The 15,273-nt window shown below is 72.6% G+C and carries 15 protein-coding genes; 4 read left to right on the top strand and 11 right to left on the bottom strand.

Going from position 1 to position 15,273, the window contains the following annotated elements; genetic code table 11:
• Positions 1-20: 20 nt before the first annotated feature.
• Positions 21-1,076 (top strand): hypothetical protein, encoded by a 1,056-nt coding sequence (locus AB0M88_RS35925; RefSeq protein WP_364110280.1) that lies wholly within the window; start codon positions 21-23, stop codon positions 1,074-1,076.
• Here AB0M88_RS35925 and AB0M88_RS35920 read toward each other — a convergent pair.
• From AB0M88_RS35920 to AB0M88_RS35905, 4 genes are read right to left on the bottom strand one after another with little or no spacing between them, the layout of a single operon-like run.
• On the bottom strand, positions 1,050-3,194 hold the full coding sequence (locus AB0M88_RS35920) for a histidine kinase (RefSeq protein ID WP_364110279.1): 2,145 nt from the start codon (positions 3,192-3,194) through the stop codon (positions 1,050-1,052). The genes AB0M88_RS35925 and AB0M88_RS35920 overlap by 27 nt on opposite strands.
• Positions 3,191-4,351: a hypothetical protein gene (locus tag AB0M88_RS35915; RefSeq protein ID WP_364110278.1), complete on the bottom strand. Its 1,161-nt coding sequence runs from the start codon at positions 4,349-4,351 to the stop codon at positions 3,191-3,193. The genes AB0M88_RS35920 and AB0M88_RS35915 overlap by 4 nt, the downstream gene beginning before the upstream one ends.
• Positions 4,341-5,006: a response regulator transcription factor gene (locus AB0M88_RS35910; RefSeq protein ID WP_364110277.1), complete on the bottom strand. Its 666-nt coding sequence runs from the start codon at positions 5,004-5,006 to the stop codon at positions 4,341-4,343. The genes AB0M88_RS35915 and AB0M88_RS35910 overlap by 11 nt, the downstream gene beginning before the upstream one ends.
• Positions 4,997-5,485 carry a histidine kinase gene (locus AB0M88_RS35905; protein WP_364110276.1) on the bottom strand — a complete coding sequence of 163 codons (489 nt, stop codon included), beginning with the start codon at positions 5,483-5,485 and terminating at the stop codon, positions 4,997-4,999. Before AB0M88_RS35905 ends, AB0M88_RS35910 begins: the two co-directional genes overlap by 10 nt.
• 124 nt (positions 5,486-5,609) lie before the next feature.
• Between AB0M88_RS35905 and AB0M88_RS35900 the strand changes: the two genes are divergently transcribed.
• Genes AB0M88_RS35900 through AB0M88_RS35890 form a run of 3 tightly spaced genes read left to right on the top strand, consistent with a single transcriptional unit; the run spans position 5,610 to position 9,429 of the window.
• Positions 5,610-7,805 (top strand): Hsp70 family protein, encoded by a 2,196-nt coding sequence (locus AB0M88_RS35900; protein ID WP_364110275.1) that lies wholly within the window; start codon positions 5,610-5,612, stop codon positions 7,803-7,805.
• 2 nt (positions 7,806-7,807) lie between these two features.
• Positions 7,808-7,996, top strand: a complete 189-nt coding sequence (locus tag AB0M88_RS35895; protein ID WP_364110274.1) for a hypothetical protein — start codon at positions 7,808-7,810, stop codon at positions 7,994-7,996.
• Between the two features lie 8 nt (positions 7,997-8,004).
• A complete protein-coding gene (locus tag AB0M88_RS35890) occupies positions 8,005-9,429 on the top strand; it encodes an MFS transporter (RefSeq protein ID WP_364110273.1) in 1,425 nt (474 codons plus the stop codon).
• Between the two features lie 11 nt (positions 9,430-9,440).
• Here the strand turns inward: AB0M88_RS35890 and AB0M88_RS35885 are convergent, their stop codons facing one another.
• The 7 genes from AB0M88_RS35885 to AB0M88_RS35855 all read right to left on the bottom strand — a co-directional run bounded on the left by AB0M88_RS35885 (position 9,441) and on the right by AB0M88_RS35855 (position 15,145).
• The gene (locus AB0M88_RS35885) at positions 9,441-9,863 is read right to left on the bottom strand and encodes a hypothetical protein (protein WP_364110271.1); all 423 of its coding nucleotides are present in this window, start codon (positions 9,861-9,863) and stop codon (positions 9,441-9,443) included.
• Positions 9,864-9,925: 62 nt separating this feature from the next.
• Positions 9,926-10,678, bottom strand: a complete 753-nt coding sequence (gene kduD / locus AB0M88_RS35880) for a 2-dehydro-3-deoxy-D-gluconate 5-dehydrogenase KduD (protein WP_364110270.1) — start codon at positions 10,676-10,678, stop codon at positions 9,926-9,928.
• A gap of 1 nt (position 10,679) precedes the next feature.
• Positions 10,680-11,504 (bottom strand): 5-deoxy-glucuronate isomerase, encoded by an 825-nt coding sequence (gene iolB / locus AB0M88_RS35875; protein ID WP_364110269.1) that lies wholly within the window; start codon positions 11,502-11,504, stop codon positions 10,680-10,682.
• 14 nt (positions 11,505-11,518) lie between these two features.
• Positions 11,519-12,679, bottom strand: a complete 1,161-nt coding sequence (locus tag AB0M88_RS35870) for a glycoside hydrolase family 88 protein (protein WP_364110268.1) — start codon at positions 12,677-12,679, stop codon at positions 11,519-11,521.
• On the bottom strand, positions 12,676-13,353 hold the full coding sequence (locus AB0M88_RS35865) for a hypothetical protein (protein ID WP_364110266.1): 678 nt from the start codon (positions 13,351-13,353) through the stop codon (positions 12,676-12,678). The genes AB0M88_RS35870 and AB0M88_RS35865 overlap by 4 nt, the downstream gene beginning before the upstream one ends.
• Positions 13,350-14,240, bottom strand: coding sequence for a carbohydrate ABC transporter permease (locus tag AB0M88_RS35860; protein WP_364110265.1), 891 nt, complete (start codon positions 14,238-14,240; stop codon positions 13,350-13,352). Before AB0M88_RS35860 ends, AB0M88_RS35865 begins: the two co-directional genes overlap by 4 nt.
• The gene (locus tag AB0M88_RS35855; protein ID WP_364110263.1) at positions 14,240-15,145 is read right to left on the bottom strand and encodes a sugar ABC transporter permease; all 906 of its coding nucleotides are present in this window, start codon (positions 15,143-15,145) and stop codon (positions 14,240-14,242) included. The genes AB0M88_RS35860 and AB0M88_RS35855 overlap by 1 nt, the downstream gene beginning before the upstream one ends.
• Positions 15,146-15,273: the final 128 nt, after the last annotated feature.

Here is a 15,273-nt window from a genome sequence, read left to right as displayed (position 1 = left end):
ACCGGCCGAGGAGGTGCACGATGACGGTCACGACTGAGCACAGCGAACGGGACGAGATCGTCCGGCTGGTCCTCGAGGGGGCCGAGGCCAACTCACGACCGGATCTGGCCCGCCGCCTGCGGGCGGCGGGCACCACCGAGCTGCCGGCCGCGATCGAACGGGCGCTGGAGTCGCTCGAGGTGGACCTCCGCAGCCGGCGGGCCGCCCTGGTCGAGCCGGGCCGCGGCGCCCGGCTCGACGCCGAGTCGCGGCACGCCGAGCGGCGGCGCCGCGGGTTCGAGGAGCACGCGGCCCGGTGGCCACGCCAGCTGGGCGACGCGCTGTCGGCGCTCGATTCCGATTTCGAGTACGCCGTGCAGATGCGCCTGCGGTCGCTCGTCGAGGAGGGCACGTCCCGGATCGAGGCGGGCGACGAGACCGTCTCCTGGCTCCGCGACCGCCTGGCCGCCGAGGCCGGCGAACTGCGGCAGATGTTGCGCTCGGCGACCGCGGCCGTCGCCGAGCGGCTCGCCACCACACTCGACCTGACCGTCCCGGCGCCCACGGCGACGATCACGCTGGACCCGCCGGCCGCCCCGGGTCCCCGGCCGGCCCGGCCGGAGCGCCAGTCGCTCGCGCCCCGGCTGCTCGGGGTCGTCATGCCCACCTACGGCGGCATGATGATCGCCGTGGTGCTGCCGCGGGTCTTCGGCCTCGATCTGCCACTCTGGCTGACCGTGGCCGCGGGCGCCCTCGGCGCGCTGACGATGGGCGGCGCCGCGCTGGCCGGCGAGCGCCAGCGGCAGGCCGGCCGGCGTAACGCGGAGGCGATCGGGGATCTGCGGTCGGCCGTCGACACGTTCCGGATGACGCTGTCCAAGCAGGCCCGCGACGCGGTGCGGGCGGTCGAGCAGGAACTGCACGCGGCGGTCAGCGACGCGGTGCGGCAGCGGACCCGCCGGCTGTCGGCCGAGGCCGCGGCGATGCGCGACCGGGCGGCCGAGTGCCAGCGCCCCGAGCAGGCCCTCAAGGACATCGACACCGACCTCGAATCGGTCCACGAGCTGCGGCTACGGGCCCGCAAGCTGGTGCAATAGGCGCTCGCACGAGCGGACCACGGTGCCGGCGAGTTCGCGTAGGGGCGGGGCGGTCGCCGGATGTGAGGCCCGCCCCCGCCAGACGGCCAGCGCCCGCCCGGCGGCGGTGAGCACGACCGACCGGTCGGCGTCCGGGTCGAGGCCGAGCCGGCTGCGCCCATCCGCCCCGGATTCGCCCAGCAGGCGGGCCGCCTCCTCGGCCTCCTCAGCCGACAGGCCGACGCCGTCCGCGCGCAGCCGGTCGATCGCCGCCACCTCGGCCAGTTCGTGCCGGCCGGAGCGGATCCGGTCGAGCCGGTGCCGCATCTCGGCCGAGCCGTGGCTCAGCCCGTGCAACGCCCGCAGGGCCGCGTCGGCGGCCACGATCTGTTCGCGGCGCGTCCCGCCGGCCGCCCGGTCCAGCTCGTCGCCGACCTTTCGCGCCTCGGGCGAGCCGCCATGCTCCGCGATCGCCGCCCGCACCACGGCGACCAGCGACTCGTCGGGCAGCGGAATCCATCCGTCGACCCGGGTGCCCTCGCCGGGCGCCGACCGGACCGTCAGCACCCCGCCGAGCGACCGCACCCGCGCCGCCAGATTGCGCATGCCCCGGCTCGGCGAGCCCCCATCCGCCGCCACGTCCCGGCCCGGCGAGCCGTCGTTGACCGCCATGTCCCAGCCCGGGCCGTCGTCGTGCACGCCGAACTCCAGGCGGTCGGCGGCCCGGACCACGCTGACCTCCAGCCTCGCCCCGGCGGCGTATTTCCGGGCGTTGCCGACCGCCTCCAGGCAGCAGAACCAGACCGCCTCGGCCACCGCCTCCGGGAGCCGGGCCTCGACGTCGCCGCGCGTCGTGACCTCGACCGAGAGCTCCGACCGCAGCGCCGCCACCAGGCCCTTCTCGGCCAGCAGCGGCGAGTTCACCCCGACCGCCGTCCGGGCCATGACCGCCTCCGCGTCATCGATCAGCCCGCTCACCCGGTCGAGCGCCGCCAGCGCCTCCTCGGCTGTGCCCGTGGCGACCCGGTGTTCGGCCAGCCCGAGCGCGAGCCGGAGGGAGACCAGGTGGTGCTGGGCTCCGTCGTGCAGGTCGCGTTCGATGCGGCGGCGTTCGGCGTCCATCTCGGCGACCAGCCGGCGGCGCGATCCGGCGATCTCGGCCGCGTGCGAGCGTACGGCGCGGAGCTGCCGTTCCAGCTCGATGCCGAGCCGGTGTGCCTCGAACACCGGGACGAGGCTGTCGGCGATGTCGGCCAGGAGCCGCTGCCGGTAGGCGTCCCGGCCGGTCGCCCGGTCCACGGCGATCCAGCCCAGCTCCTCGACCGGCAGGGTGACCAGCGCCTCGTCGTCGGCGACCGGGCCCGGCCAGGTGTAGCGCCGGTCGGGGCGGTCCGGGCGGCGGACGGTCAACCGGCACGTCCGCGCGTTCAGCGCCTGCCCCACGGCCTCGGCGACCCGGTCCAGGTCGGGCGCGCCCCGGTCGATACGTGACCCGATCTCGGCGAGCACCCGGTACGGCGTCGGCCGCGGCCCGTCCAGCCACCGGTCGAGCAGGCGCCCCGTGCGGGCGTACGCGGGGTGCAGCAGCAACGCGGCCGGCGCCGCGGCGATCGCCGCGACCACCACGGTGTTCAGCTCGGTGAACAGGCCGCCGATCAGCGTGGCGACGAGCGCGGTCAGCAGGCCGGCCCGCAGCCGGCGCCGGACGGCCGGGAACGTCTCGCGCCGGCGCGCCACCAGCATCTCGGCCGCGATCGCGACCGGCAGGATCCGCCCGGCCCACAGCAGCACCGGCTGATCGCGGATCAGAATCTGCACCGCGACCGCGATCGTGGTCAGACCGGCCACCAGGGCGGACAGCAGCCGGATGCGCGCGCGTTCGTCGCCGGTCAGGTCGTCGCGGCCGCGCGGCCGCAACAGGACGATCGCGAGCGCGGGCAGCGCCGCCCCGAACAGCAGGGCGCCGCTCCGCGCGGGCGGCAGCACCCACCCGGCGGCGGCACCCAGCGCGGCCGAGCCGACCGCGACCACGAGCGAACCGTCCCGGCCCGGTGCCCGCGGATACCCGAGCAGGAGCAGGGCCAAGCCGGTCAGCACGACGGTCTGGAACACCGCCTCGGCCACGAGGCCTGCCGTCACGCGGCCGGCCCGCCGTCGAGCAGCGCGTCGAGGCGGTCCGGCAGCCACGCCGTGAGCCGCAGGCCGTCCTCGGTGTCCGGGCAGTCCACGTCGCCGCCCAGCGCCACCAGCCGCTCGATGTCGTCGACCAGGACGTCCCGGACGTGCGGCGCCGTCACCGACGGCGCCGGGTCGTGCACGAGCACCCGCACCCGGCCGTCCTCGTGGGTCAGCCGCACCTCGATCCCGGGGCCGGGCTTGGCTCCGAGCAGGTTCAGGACCGCGGACGTGACCTGGTACGCCGCGGACTCGATCTCCCACGCGACCCGCAACCCGAGGTCGCCGGTGAGCAGAACCGGCCGCGGCAGGTCGGCGATCATCTCGGCCAGCGCGGGTCCCGGGCCCTGGCCGCGCAGGACAGCCGGATAGACCCCGCGGGCGATCACCCGGAACCGGTCGAGCAGTTCGTCCACCTCGGTCCGGGCGGTGGCCAGCGCGGTCCCCGCCGTACGGGAATCGCCCAGCCCGTCCCGGGCGGCCGTGACGTGCCCGCGCAGGGTGACCAGCCGGCCCGAGGTGGCCCGGGTGAGCTCGCCGAGCAGCCGGCGCCGCTCGGTCCGCCGGGCCTCCGCGAGGCATTTGCGGGAGGTGTCCAGTTCGGCCGCGAGCCGGTCGGCGTCGCGCACGCGGTCGGCCAGTTCGGCGTTGAGCGCGACCGTCCGCAGCAGCAGCGCGGCCCCGGTCGCCACGTCCTGCATCAGCACCCGGTCGGCCGGGGTGACCGGCAGCTCCGGCTTCTCGATCGACAGCACGGCCCGCAACGCGGCCCGGTCGAGCACCGGCACCACATGGCCGAGCCCGGGCCGGGCCAGCAGCACGGCCAGGTTCTCGGCGGTGTCCGGCCTGTCCACATCGGAGGGTGGGTGCGAGGCGGTGGCGACCAGTTTCTCGCCTACCGCGAGCCAGATCGTGGCCCGGCGGGCCTTCGTGCCCTCGGCCAGGTCGCGCGCGAGGCCGGGCAGCGCCGCGTCCCGCGGCCGCCGGGCGGGAGCCGGCCGGGCGAGCGCGGGGAGCACGGCCACGGCCACCGCGGCCACGGCGAACGGCACCCAGCGCGCGAAGGTGGCCAGGCTCAGCAGAAGATAGACGACCAGGACGACGGCCGCTCTACGCGGCATCCTGGTGCAACCTCAGATAGGTCAGCACGGCCAGCACCCGGCGGTGGTGCTCGGCCGCGTCGGCCGGCAACCCGAGCTTGGTGAAGATGTGGGCGATGTGCTTCTCGATCGCCTTCGGGGTCAGGACCAGCTGACCGGCGATGCCGCCGTTCGAGCGGCCCTCGGCCATCAGTCGCAGCACGTCCAGCTCGCGCGGCGACAGCGCGGCCACCACGTCGCGCCGGTTCCCGGACGGCTGCTCGACCAGGCGCCGGGCCAGCACCGGCTCGATCACGATCTCGCCGTCCCGGATCCGGTCCAGCGTGTCGCCGAGGACGTCGACGCTGCCGACCTTCTCCTTGAGCCGGTAGCCGATCGCCTCGGTGCCGATCCGCAGGACCCGCATCAGGTAGTGGGCCTCGGCGTAGTGGGAGAGGAACAGCAGACCGAGCTTCGGGTGGGCGGCCCGCAACCGCTCGGCGGTGACCAGGCCACCGTCCGGCTCGGGTGGCATCCGGATGTCGAGGATCGCCACGTCGGCCGGCTCGGCGGCCAGCAGCTGGACCAGGGAGTCGCCGTCGGCGGTGCAGCCGACCACGTCGTGCCCGGCCGCCTCGAGCAACATGACCAGGCCGTCGCGGAACAACGCCCCGTCCTCGGCCAGAGCTACCCGCACGGAATCCTCACCCTGATCGCCCCCTCGTCGCCCGCCCCAGGACCGGTGACGTCGAGCGTAAGGCCGCCCGCCGCCCGGCGAACCGTGATGTCCACCGTCCGGGTGGTCGGTGGCAGTCGTTCGAGAACCTCGCGTACGGCGTAGTAGGCGACGCCCTCGGCCGCCGGGTCGAAGCGGGCGGGCGGGGCGTCCACGCGTACGGAAATCCGGAGTTGACCGGCCAGCTCGACCACCGCCGGGCCGAGGCCGGCCGTGTGCAGCAGCGGCGGGTAGATCTGCTCGGCGATCGCGCGCAGCTCGCCCAGGGCCAGGTGGAGCTGGGTCTGCAGATCCTCGATGTCGGGCTGGAGGTCGCCGCCCGCCTTCTCGGCGAGCAGCCCGAGCCGCAGGGTGAGCGCGGCGATCCGCAGGGCCGGGCCGTCGTGCAGCTGTCGCTCCAGCGCGCGCCGCCGGTTCCAGTGCTCGGTCCGGGCGCTCATCGGCTCATTGTCTTGGTTCCCGGCCCCACCCCGACAGGGGTGCAGGCCCTACCTCTTACGGGTAGCCCGCCTGGTCAACGGCGGGGCCGGACCGGGAAGCTGGGGACACCTTCTGGGAGGTGCTTTGGGCTACGACCTCGGCGTCGATCTGGGTACGACCTTCGTAGCGGCGGCAATCTCGCGCAACGGCCGCACCGAGATGTGCACGCTGGGCAACCAGACCGTGGTCAGCCCGGCCGTCGTCTACCTGCACGAGTCGGCCGGCCTGGTCTTCGGCGAGGCCGCCGAGCGGCGCGGGCTCAGCCACCCCGACCGGGTCGAGCGCGGCTTCAAGCGGCGGCTCGGCGACCCGACCCCGATCGTCCTCGGCGGCGTGCCGCACCAGGTGACCGCGCTGATGGCGGCCCAGTTGCGGCACGTGCTGGAGGCGGTGAGCAAGGTCGAGGGCGGCCCGCCGGACCGGGTCGGGCTGACCTGCCCGGCCAACTGGGGCCCGTACCGGCGGGAGCTGTTCGACGAGGTGGCGCCGCTCGCCGGGGTCCGCAGCCAGGTGGTGCTGACCGAGCCGGAGGCGGCGGCCGCCTACTACGGCGCCTCCCGGCTGCTGTCCGACGGCGAGACGCTGGCCGTCTACGACCTCGGCGGCGGCACCTTCGACGCCACGGTGCTGCGCAAACGGGACGGCGTCGTGGAGGTGATCGGCGACCCGGACGGCATCGAGCGGCTCGGCGGCATCGACTTCGACGAGGCGATCCTGCAGTGGATCAACCACCGGTACGGGGGCGCGCTGGCCGAGCTCGACCTGTCCGATCCGCAGGCGGCGGCCGCGCTGGCCGCCCTGCGGCAGGAGTGTGTGCGGGCCAAGGAGGCGCTCTCGGCCGACACCGAGACGACCATCCCGGTGCTGTTGCCGCACCGGCAGTTCTTCGCCCCGCTCACCCGGGCCGAGTTCGAGGGGATGATCCGGGCGCCGATCGAGTCCACGATCGGCACGCTGGTGCGCGCGGTGCACACCGCCCACCTCGAGGTGGATCAGCTGTCGGCGGTGCTGCTGGTCGGCGGATCGTCCCGGATCCCGCTGATCGAGCGGATGATCGCCGAGGAGATCGGGCGGCCGACGGTCGCCGACGCGCACCCGAAATACGCGGTGGCGCTGGGCGCGGCGGCCGCCGCCGCGCCGCGCGAGGCTCCCCCGGTCGCGGCCCCGCCGGTCGTCCCGCCGCCGCCTCCCGCCGCCGCCTTACGCACTCGGCGGCCTCGGCGGCTGCTCACCGGGCTGGCGATCCTGCTCGTGGTCGTGATGATGGTCGGGGGTGGCACCTGGTTCCTGGCCGCTCGCGCCGCTCGCTCGTCGGCCGTCTCCCCCACTGTCGCGGCCTCCCCGTCGCCGGCATCTACGGTTGCCGCGGCGGTCGCGGTTCCTTCCATCGGTACGCGCGTGAAACTCCCGACCGCACCCAACTACGTCGCCGCCTCCCCGAACGGCCACCAGCTCTACATCGCCGACGGCAACCAGACCGTCTCCGTGCTCGACACCAGCGACAACCGGGTGACCACGAGCGACATCAAGATGCCCGGCCCGGCCCAGTTCCTGTCCTTCTCACCCGACGGGCGCTACGTCTACGTGAGCCTGTGGGATCAGCGGGGCGGAAGCGTGCACGCGGTCAGCGTCCTCGACACCACCGACAACACGGTCAAGAAGACGATTCGGGTGCGCACCCGCCCGTTCCTGCCCGCGGTCACCCCGGACGGCAGCCGGCTCTACGTGCCCAACCACGACTCGCACACGATCACGGTGATCGACACGAAGCGGATGGTGCAGCTCACCGAGATCACCGTGCCGCCCGAGCCGCACTACGTCTCGTTCTCACTCGACGGCAAGCGCGCGTACGTCGCCGACCACGAGTCCAACTTCATCACGGTGGTCGACACCGCCACGCTGAAGCCGATCAAGAACATCAAGGTCGGTGCGGCCCCGCACAGCGTCGAGCAGAACCCGCGCCGCCCGCTACTGATCAACGTGAACTGGGCCGCCGCGTCGGTCTGCGCGATCGACACCCGGACCGACTCGGTGCGGGCGACCATCCCGGTCGGTAAGGAGCCGCTGAGCCTGCACTGGTCGCCGGACGGCCGTTACGCGTACGTCGTCAACAGCGCCAGCGACAGCCTGTCGGTGATCCGGGCCGACAGCCTGAAGGTGACCGCGACGCTCCCGACCGGCAAGGCCCCGACGTCGATCGCCGTGCTGCCGGACGGAACCCGGGGCTACGTGAGCAACAGCAAGGACGACAGCCTCACGGTGCTCAACCTGGCCGGCTGAGCTTGACCTCCAGCGCTGGAGGTTCGGCAGACTCGCACCGCGAGCACGTCAACGCGGAGATCCAGGCCCTGCCCGCCCGGCGTGACCTCGACAACCGCATCGCCCACTGGCGCGCCCGGCAGGCTGAGGACCAGACCGTGGCCGACGCCCTCGACGACCAGGCCGGCGCCCTGGTCGCACGGCTCGCCTGAGGTTCGCCATGTCTACGACTGCGCCCGACCGGACGAGAACCTCCGCACCGGCCCGGCCCTGGCTGATCTTCACCCTGGTGGGCATCGCTCAGTTCATGGTCGTGCTCGACACCGCCATCATCAGCGTCGCCCTGCCGGTCATGAAGGCCTACCTCGGTGCGTCCGACAGCTCGATCCAGTGGCTGGTGACCGCCTACGTGCTGACCTTCGGAGGATGCCTGCTACTGGGCGGGCGGGCCGCCGACCTCTACGGCCGCCGGCGCGTGCTGGTCGTCGGCATGCTCGCGTTCACCGCGTTCTCGCTGCTCATCGCCGTCAGCACCGCGCTGCCGGAGATGATCGCCTTCCGCGGCCTGCAGGGGCTGTCGGCCGCCTTCATGGCCCCCAGCGCCCTGTCGATCGTCATCGTCACCTTCCCCGACCCGAGGCAGCGGGGAAAGGCCCTCGGCTTCTGGTCGATGATCGCCACCGGCGGCGCCGCCGTCGGCCTGCTGCTGGGCGGCGTCCTGACCCAGTACGCCGACTGGCGCTGGAACTTCCTCATCAACCTTCCCGTCGGCGTCGTCATCAGCATCCTGGTCACGCGCCTGGTGCCGGCCCACGCTCCGCAGCACCAGTTCCGCTCGTTGGACATCGCGGGGGCCGCTCTGGTCACAGCTGGGCTGATGGGTGCGGTCTTCGGCTTCAGCGAGGCGCCGGTGTGGGGCTGGGGCAGCGCGGCCACCATCGGTGCCCTCACCGGCGCGGTGCTTCTGCTGACCGCGTTCGTGATCCGGGAGTCCCGGGCCACGCAGCCCCTGATCGACCTGACGATGTTCCGGTTCCGCAACGTCACCGGGGCCAACCTGATCATGGCCTGCGTCTACGGCGGCAACCTCGGTATGTTCTTCGTGCTCACCCTGTGGATGCAGGACATCCAGGGCTGGGACGCCATCCGGACCGGCCTCGCGTTCGCGCCCTTCCCGGTCATCCTCGGCGGCGTCTCCACCCGGGTGGGCGAACTCGTGCACCGGTTCGGCCGGCGACGCTTCCTGACCCTGGGGCCGAGCCTGGTCGCGCTGGGAATGCTGTGGCTGTGCTTCCTGCCGGTGCACGGCAGCTATGTCCGGTCGGTGCTGCCCGGCCTGCTGGTCATGGCCGCCGGCTACGGCATGACCTTCGCGCCGACCTACGCCGCCGCCACCGCCGGACTGGCGCCGAACCAGGCCGGCGCCGCCTCGGGCCTGATCACCACCTCGCAGCAGATCGGCGGCGCGGTCGGGCTCGCCGTCCTCGCCGGCGTGGCGGCATCGGTCACCGCCAGCCGGCACGACGCCGACCGGGCTCTCTCCGTCACCATCGGCTACGACGCCGGCATGGCCGTGGCGGCCGGTCTCGCCCTCATCGCGGTCCTGCTCGCCGTCGCCGTCATCCGCCGCCGATCCGCGATCTGATGCGGCTCGCCTCACAGCATGTGCATGTAGTTGACCTCGCCGATTTCACGGCGCCGGGGGCGCAGGCCGCGGTTGACCCACTGCAGCCGGCGCAGATGCTCGACGGCCTCGGGCAGGTCGTTGCGGAAATGGGGATAGCTGAGGCCGACGGTCTGGAGAATCAGGATCGCCTCACGCATGTGGTCCGCGCCCTCCGCCGGGCGCCCGGCCACCTCGGCGACCCGGCCGGCCGTGATCATGCAGACCGCCATGATGCCCTCCAGCCAGGAGCCGGCCGGCGCCATGACCCGGTAGTTCGCCACCAGGTCGTCCACCGTGACCGCGGCCTGCTCCCACTGCCGGGCCGGGATCTCCCGCATCAGCCGCTGCACCAGCTCGGCTGTGGCGCGGATCTGCGGGGCGTACGTCTCCTGCCAGGTCGGTTCCTCCGCCATGACGACATAGTCACACGTCACTGCCCGGGCCGGCGTCCCGGTCCCCGGGCCGCCCGGCTGGGTCAGCGGGCCAGCCAGCCGCCGTCGACCGGGAGCACCGCGCCGTGCAGGTAGCGGGCGGCGTCGGAGGCCAGGAAGACCACCGCGCCGGCCAGGTCGTCCGGGGTGCCCCAGCGCCCGGCCGGGATGCGCCCGAGGATGGCCTCGGCGCGGGCCGGGTCGGCGCGCAGCGCGCTCGTGTTGTCGGTCGCCATGTAGCCGGGGGCGATCGCGTTGACGTTGACCCCGTGCCCGGCCCACTCGTTGGCCAGCGCCTTGGTCAGGCCGACCACGCCGTGCTTGGCCGCGGCGTACGCGGGCACGTTGATGCCGCCCTGGAAGGACAGCATCGAGGCGATCGTGATGATCGCCCCTCGGCCTCGCGCGAGCATGCCGCGCCCGGCCGCCTGGCTGAGGTGGAAGACCGCGTCGAGGTCGACCGTGAGCACCACGTCCCACTCCCCCGGCGCGACCGAGACGGCCGGTGACCGGTGGATCGTGCCGGCGTTGTTGACCAGGATGTCGACCGGACCGGCCGAAGCCACCGACTCGGCGATCCCGGCCGCCCCGGCCGTGGCGAGATCGCAGGCGACGAACGAGGCCCGGCGTCCGAGCGCCGCGATCCGCTCCAATGTGGAGGCCGGATCGGAGCGCCCGAGCAGCACCACGTCCGCGCCCGCCTCGGCGAGCGCGATCGCGCTCGCCCGGCCGAGCCCGCGGTTGCCCCCGGTCACCAGCGCGGTGCGGCCGTCGAGACGGAAGCGGTCGAGAATCACGTCAGTGCCCCAGGTCGCGGATCATCGGTACGGTGCGGCCGACCCAGGCCAGGTCGGTGTCCTCGAGGGCGCCCTGGGTGCGCTGGGTGCCGGCCAGGAACCACAGATAGTACGTCGTGTAGCCGGGCGCGCTGACCACCGTGTGGTAGCCCTCCGGCATCATGTGCACGCCGTGGTCGCGGGCGGTGAAGTTCTCCTCGTAGCCCTCGTCGGTGTACATCCGGCAGATCCCGAAGCCGTCGCCCGGGTTGATCCGGAAGTAGTACATCTCCTCGTGCGCCGCCTCGGCCGGCAGGTTGTCGACCTTGTGCCGGTGCGGCGGATAGGTGCTCCAGTTGCCGGACGGCGTGTAGGTCTCGCCGACGATGAGCCGCCGGGCCGGCAGGTCGGGCTGGGAGACCTCGGTGAGGATCTGGTGGTAGGTGCGGCCGAAGTTCGCGGCGCCCCACCGGCCGGCGGCGACCCGGGCCGGCTCGACGACGTACGGCGGGACGTCCAGGTCGCTGGGCGCGCTGGGCAGGGCGATCTCGACCGGGCCGACCGCCTCGACCGTGACCGTCGAGCCGGCCGGGATGTAGACCGAGTGCGGCTTGCCGGCGAACACGTCGGACCGCCCGCCGACGGCCGGGAACTTCTCGGCGCCGATGGTGAAGTCGGCCCGGCCGCCGAGCACCACGGCCAGGATCTCGCGGTCGCCGGACTCGCCCGACCAGGTCTGCCCGGCCTGGAGTTTCAGCAGCGTGAAGTCGAGCAGCGTGCAGGGGTTGAACGGCAACTCGTTGCGGCCCGGGGCGGCCGGGATGTAGCAGTGGTAGCGGTAGTCCATCGGGGCGGGTCTCCTCACCAGTGGTTGGTCCAGCCGGGCCGGCTGATCCGGGTCAGCGCTTCGAGATAGAAGTAGTCGCCCCAGAGCGTCCCCTCGTCGACGCCGATGCCCTTCGGCTTGTCGTAGACACCGTGCAGCAGCAGGGCGTTCGACTCGGGATGCGGGGCGGTCGAATACCGGGCGATCAGCGATTCGAGGATGGCCCCGGCCGCCGCCCGGTAGCGGTCGCCGCCCAGCTCCAGCAGGCCGCAGACGGCGATGGCGGCCGCCGAGCTGTCCCGGTCCTGGCCGCTGCCGTCGCCGAAGACCAGGTCCCAGTGGGCGACCCGGTCGGCCGGCAGGTGGGCGAGGAAGTAGTCGGCGCAGCGCCGGGCGGCGACCAGAAACGAGGGATCGCCGGTGTAGCGGTGGTTGAGGGCGAAGCCGTAGATGCCCCACGCCTGCCCGCGTGCCCAACAGGAATCGTCGGCGCTGCCCTGCTCGGTCTCGCCCCGCAGCGGCTCGCCGGTCGCCGGGTCCCAGTAGAAGGTGTGGTACGTCGTGTCGTCGGCCCGCAGGATGTGGTCGCGTAACTGTTCGACGTGGCCACGGGCGACGGCGGCGTAGCGCGGGTCACCGGTGGTCTCGCCGGCCCAGTAGAGCAGCGGCGTGTTCATCAGGCTGTCGATGATCGTGCGCCCGCGCTGATCCGGATCGTCCATGTCGCCCCAGGCCTGGATGATGCCGGCCGGTTCGAGGACCCGGTTCAGCAGGTGCTCGGCGGCGGCCAGCGCGGCCCGCCGGGCCTTCGGGTCACCGGTTCGCCGCCACGCCACCACACACGACAACGTGTAGAGGAAGCCGAGGTCGTGGGTTTCCACATCGGACTGGGTCGAGATGCGGTCGGCGAAGCCGGGAACGTGTGCGGTTGCCGCCCTGAGGTAGCGCTCGTCACCCGTCAGTTCGAGGGCGAGCCACAGCATGCCGGGCCAGAAACTCGTCGTCCAACCGGTGTTCGTGCCGTCCGGGAGGCCGTCCGGGCCCGGCCGGAGGTGATATCTGTTGTGGACGGTCGTGTCGCCCGGGTAGCGGTCGCCGAACTCGGCGATGTTCGCGTCGACCACGCGCAGAGCGGCGGCCACCGCGCGTTCGGTCGCGTCGGCGTCGGGAGCGGGACGGACGTCGATCGCCGTCATGTAAGTCCTTTCCGAAGGGGCAAGACAGTGCTGAGCGTGAAGCGGCCGTTCGCCCACACCACGTAGAGCAGAGGTGCCCCGGCCAGGCCGAGCGCGAGCGCCGGACTCCGGGCCAGGAACCCCTCGAACACGGCCAGCACCACCAGCGACAGCGCGGTCAGATACCAGCGGCGAACGGCCAGGAACAGGCACACCCGGGCGGCGTCGCGCAGCCGCGCCCGCGGCCGTTCGGCGAGCACCACCAGGACCAGCATCGTCACGGCCGGCACCAGGACCATGAGGGTGACGAGCGGCGGCAGCACCAGCGCCCCGATCGGCCGGCCCCACGCGGCGCGTGCGTCCACGCCGAGGACCACGAGCGCGGCCGACGCGATCCCGCCGGCCGCCAGAGCGCGCGGCGCACAAGCCCGCCAAACCTTCAGGAAGGTCCGGGTCACCGCGGCGTCGCGCTCCTTCCCGTACGCGCCGAGCACCGCGAACGCCGCACACACCGCGGGCGCGCAGCCGGGCGCCAGGAGCGCGAGCAGCGGCCAGGAGCGGGCCGGGTCGGTGGTCAGCAGCACGAGCACGACCGGCAGGCAGAAGACGACCAGCAGGGCGTTGGTCGCCAGACCCGTGTAGACGACGCCGAAGATGAGGCCGAACACCTCGTGGCGGATCCGCGCCCGGCTCATCCCTTCAGGCCCGTCGTCGCGATGCCCTCGACGAAGTAGCGCTGCCCGGCCAGGAAGATGACCGCGATCGGCAGCACGGACAGCACCGAGCCCGTCATGATCAGCGCGTATTCGGCGTTGTACTGCGAGATGAACGACTTGAGTCCGATCTGGATCGTCCACAGGCTGGGGCTGCGCAGGTAGAGCAGCGGCCCGAGGTAGTCGTTCCAGGTGTTCACCAGCGTGAGCAGGACCAGGCTGGCCAGCGCGGGCACCGACAGCGGCAGCATGATGCGGCGGTAGATGCCGTACTCGCTCATCCCGTCGATCCGCGCCGCGTCGATCAGTTCGTCGGGAATCGACTCGTAGTACTGCTTCATCAGGAAGACGCCGAACGCGCTGAACGCCTGCAACGCGATGATCGACCACAGGGTGTTCGACAGGTGCAGCTTCGACAGCAGCACGAACTGCGGAATCATGTAGGACTGCCAGGGCACGGCGATGGTGCCGAGATAGGCCAGGAACAGTGCGTTGCGGCCCGGGAACCGGACCTTCGCGAAGCCGTACGCGGCGAAGCTGCCGGTGAGCACCTGGAGCACGGTGATCGCGAGCGAGAGCACGAACGTGTTGCGCAGCCAGGTCGTCAGGTGCGACTTCTGCCAGATGTCGAGGTAGTTGGACCAGACGACCCGGTCGGGCAGCCAGCGGACGGGGATGGTGAACACGTCGCTGTTGATCTTCAGCGACGACATCACCATCCAGTAGAACGGCAGCAACACCAGCGCCGCCGCGACGATCAGCACGGTGTAGCCGGCGATCCGCCGTGCCGGACCGCCCTTCCGGCGCGGATGCCGCGGTTCGAGGGGCAGCCCGCGGCCCGGGGCCGGAGCCTGCAGGACGGCGCTCATCAGCTGTTCCTCCTCTTGTTCACCAGGAACTGCACGACCGTGATGAGGAAGCAGAGCGCGAACAGCACGACGGAGACGGCCGAGGCGTAGCCGAACTGGTTCTCCCCGAATCCCTTCTGGAAGATGTACTGCGAGAGCACCAGGGTGGATTGCCCTGGGCCGCCGTTGGTCATCACCAGGATCAGGTCGAAGACCTTGAAGCTGCCGATCGTCAGCAGAACGGTGACCAGGAACGTCGTCGGCCGCAGGCCGGGCAACGTCACCGAGCGCAGTTTCTGCCAGGCGTTCGCACCGTCCACGGTGGCCGCCTCGTAGAGCTGGGCCGGGATGGTCTGCAGTCCGGCCAGGAACAGCAACATGTAGTAGCCCATCTCGCGCCACGTCCCGACGATGATCACCGCGGGCATCGACCAGCCGGCCGAGGTGGTCCAGCCCGGCGGGTGGGCGATGCCGATCGCCCGCAGCACCTCGTTGATCGGTCCGTAGGTCGGGCTGAACAACATGTTCCAGACCTGGGCCAGGGCCACGATCGAGGTGATGTAGGGGAAGAAGGCCACCGTGCGGAAGAACGCGACGCCCCGCAGCCGCCGGTTGAGCAGCAGGGCCAGGCCGAGCGACGCGGCCAGGGTCAGCGGGATGTGCAGCACCGTGTAGTAGACGGTGTTGGTCACCGCCTTCCAGAAGCTGGCATCGTGCGCCAGCTGGCGGAAGTTGGCCAGGCCGGTCCACTCCGCGCCGCCGAAGACGTCCCAGCTGGTGAAGGCGTAGTAGAACAGCAGCAGCACCGGCACCAGGGTCAGCACGGCGAAGCCGACGAAGTTCGGCAGCAGGAACGTCCAGCCCACCGCGGTGTTGCGCAGCGCGAGCCGGCCGCGCCGGCGGCGGGCCACGTGCGTCGTCGTCATCAGTTCTCCCTTCCTGCGATCGGGCGACCGCGGTGCCGGCCCGGCGGGGGGGGTCCGCCGGCCGGCGGGGCCCGACATGCCGGGGTCCGCGGTGTTTGGCCGGGGGGAGTTGGGAATTGCGCACCGCA

This window comes from Actinoplanes sp. NPDC051411 (assembly GCF_040682075.1).
Classification (GTDB): domain Bacteria; phylum Actinomycetota; class Actinomycetes; order Mycobacteriales; family Micromonosporaceae; genus Actinoplanes.
This window is presented reverse-complemented; position numbering and strand designations above follow the sequence as displayed.

What these genes read in the sequence shown, in the direction of transcription:
- AB0M88_RS35925 (WP_364110280.1), top strand. Translation starts at nt 21, where the DNA reads ATGACGGTCACGACTGAGCACAGCGAACGGGACGAGATCGTCCGGCTG.
- AB0M88_RS35915 (WP_364110278.1), bottom strand. Translation starts at nt 4,351, where the DNA reads ATGCCGCGTAGAGCGGCCGTCGTCCTGGTCGTCTATCTTCTGCTGAGC.
- AB0M88_RS35905 (WP_364110276.1), bottom strand. Translation starts at nt 5,485, where the DNA reads ATGAGCGCCCGGACCGAGCACTGGAACCGGCGGCGCGCGCTGGAGCGA.
- AB0M88_RS35890 (WP_364110273.1), top strand. Translation starts at nt 8,005, where the DNA reads ATGTCTACGACTGCGCCCGACCGGACGAGAACCTCCGCACCGGCCCGG.
- AB0M88_RS35885 (WP_364110271.1), bottom strand. Translation starts at nt 9,863, where the DNA reads ATGGCGGAGGAACCGACCTGGCAGGAGACGTACGCCCCGCAGATCCGC.
- iolB (WP_364110269.1), bottom strand. Translation starts at nt 11,504, where the DNA reads ATGGACTACCGCTACCACTGCTACATCCCGGCCGCCCCGGGCCGCAAC.
- AB0M88_RS35870 (WP_364110268.1), bottom strand. Translation starts at nt 12,679, where the DNA reads ATGACGGCGATCGACGTCCGTCCCGCTCCCGACGCCGACGCGACCGAA.
- AB0M88_RS35865 (WP_364110266.1), bottom strand. Translation starts at nt 13,353, where the DNA reads ATGAGCCGGGCGCGGATCCGCCACGAGGTGTTCGGCCTCATCTTCGGC.
- AB0M88_RS35860 (WP_364110265.1), bottom strand. Translation starts at nt 14,240, where the DNA reads ATGAGCGCCGTCCTGCAGGCTCCGGCCCCGGGCCGCGGGCTGCCCCTC.
- AB0M88_RS35855 (WP_364110263.1), bottom strand. Translation starts at nt 15,145, where the DNA reads ATGACGACGACGCACGTGGCCCGCCGCCGGCGCGGCCGGCTCGCGCTG.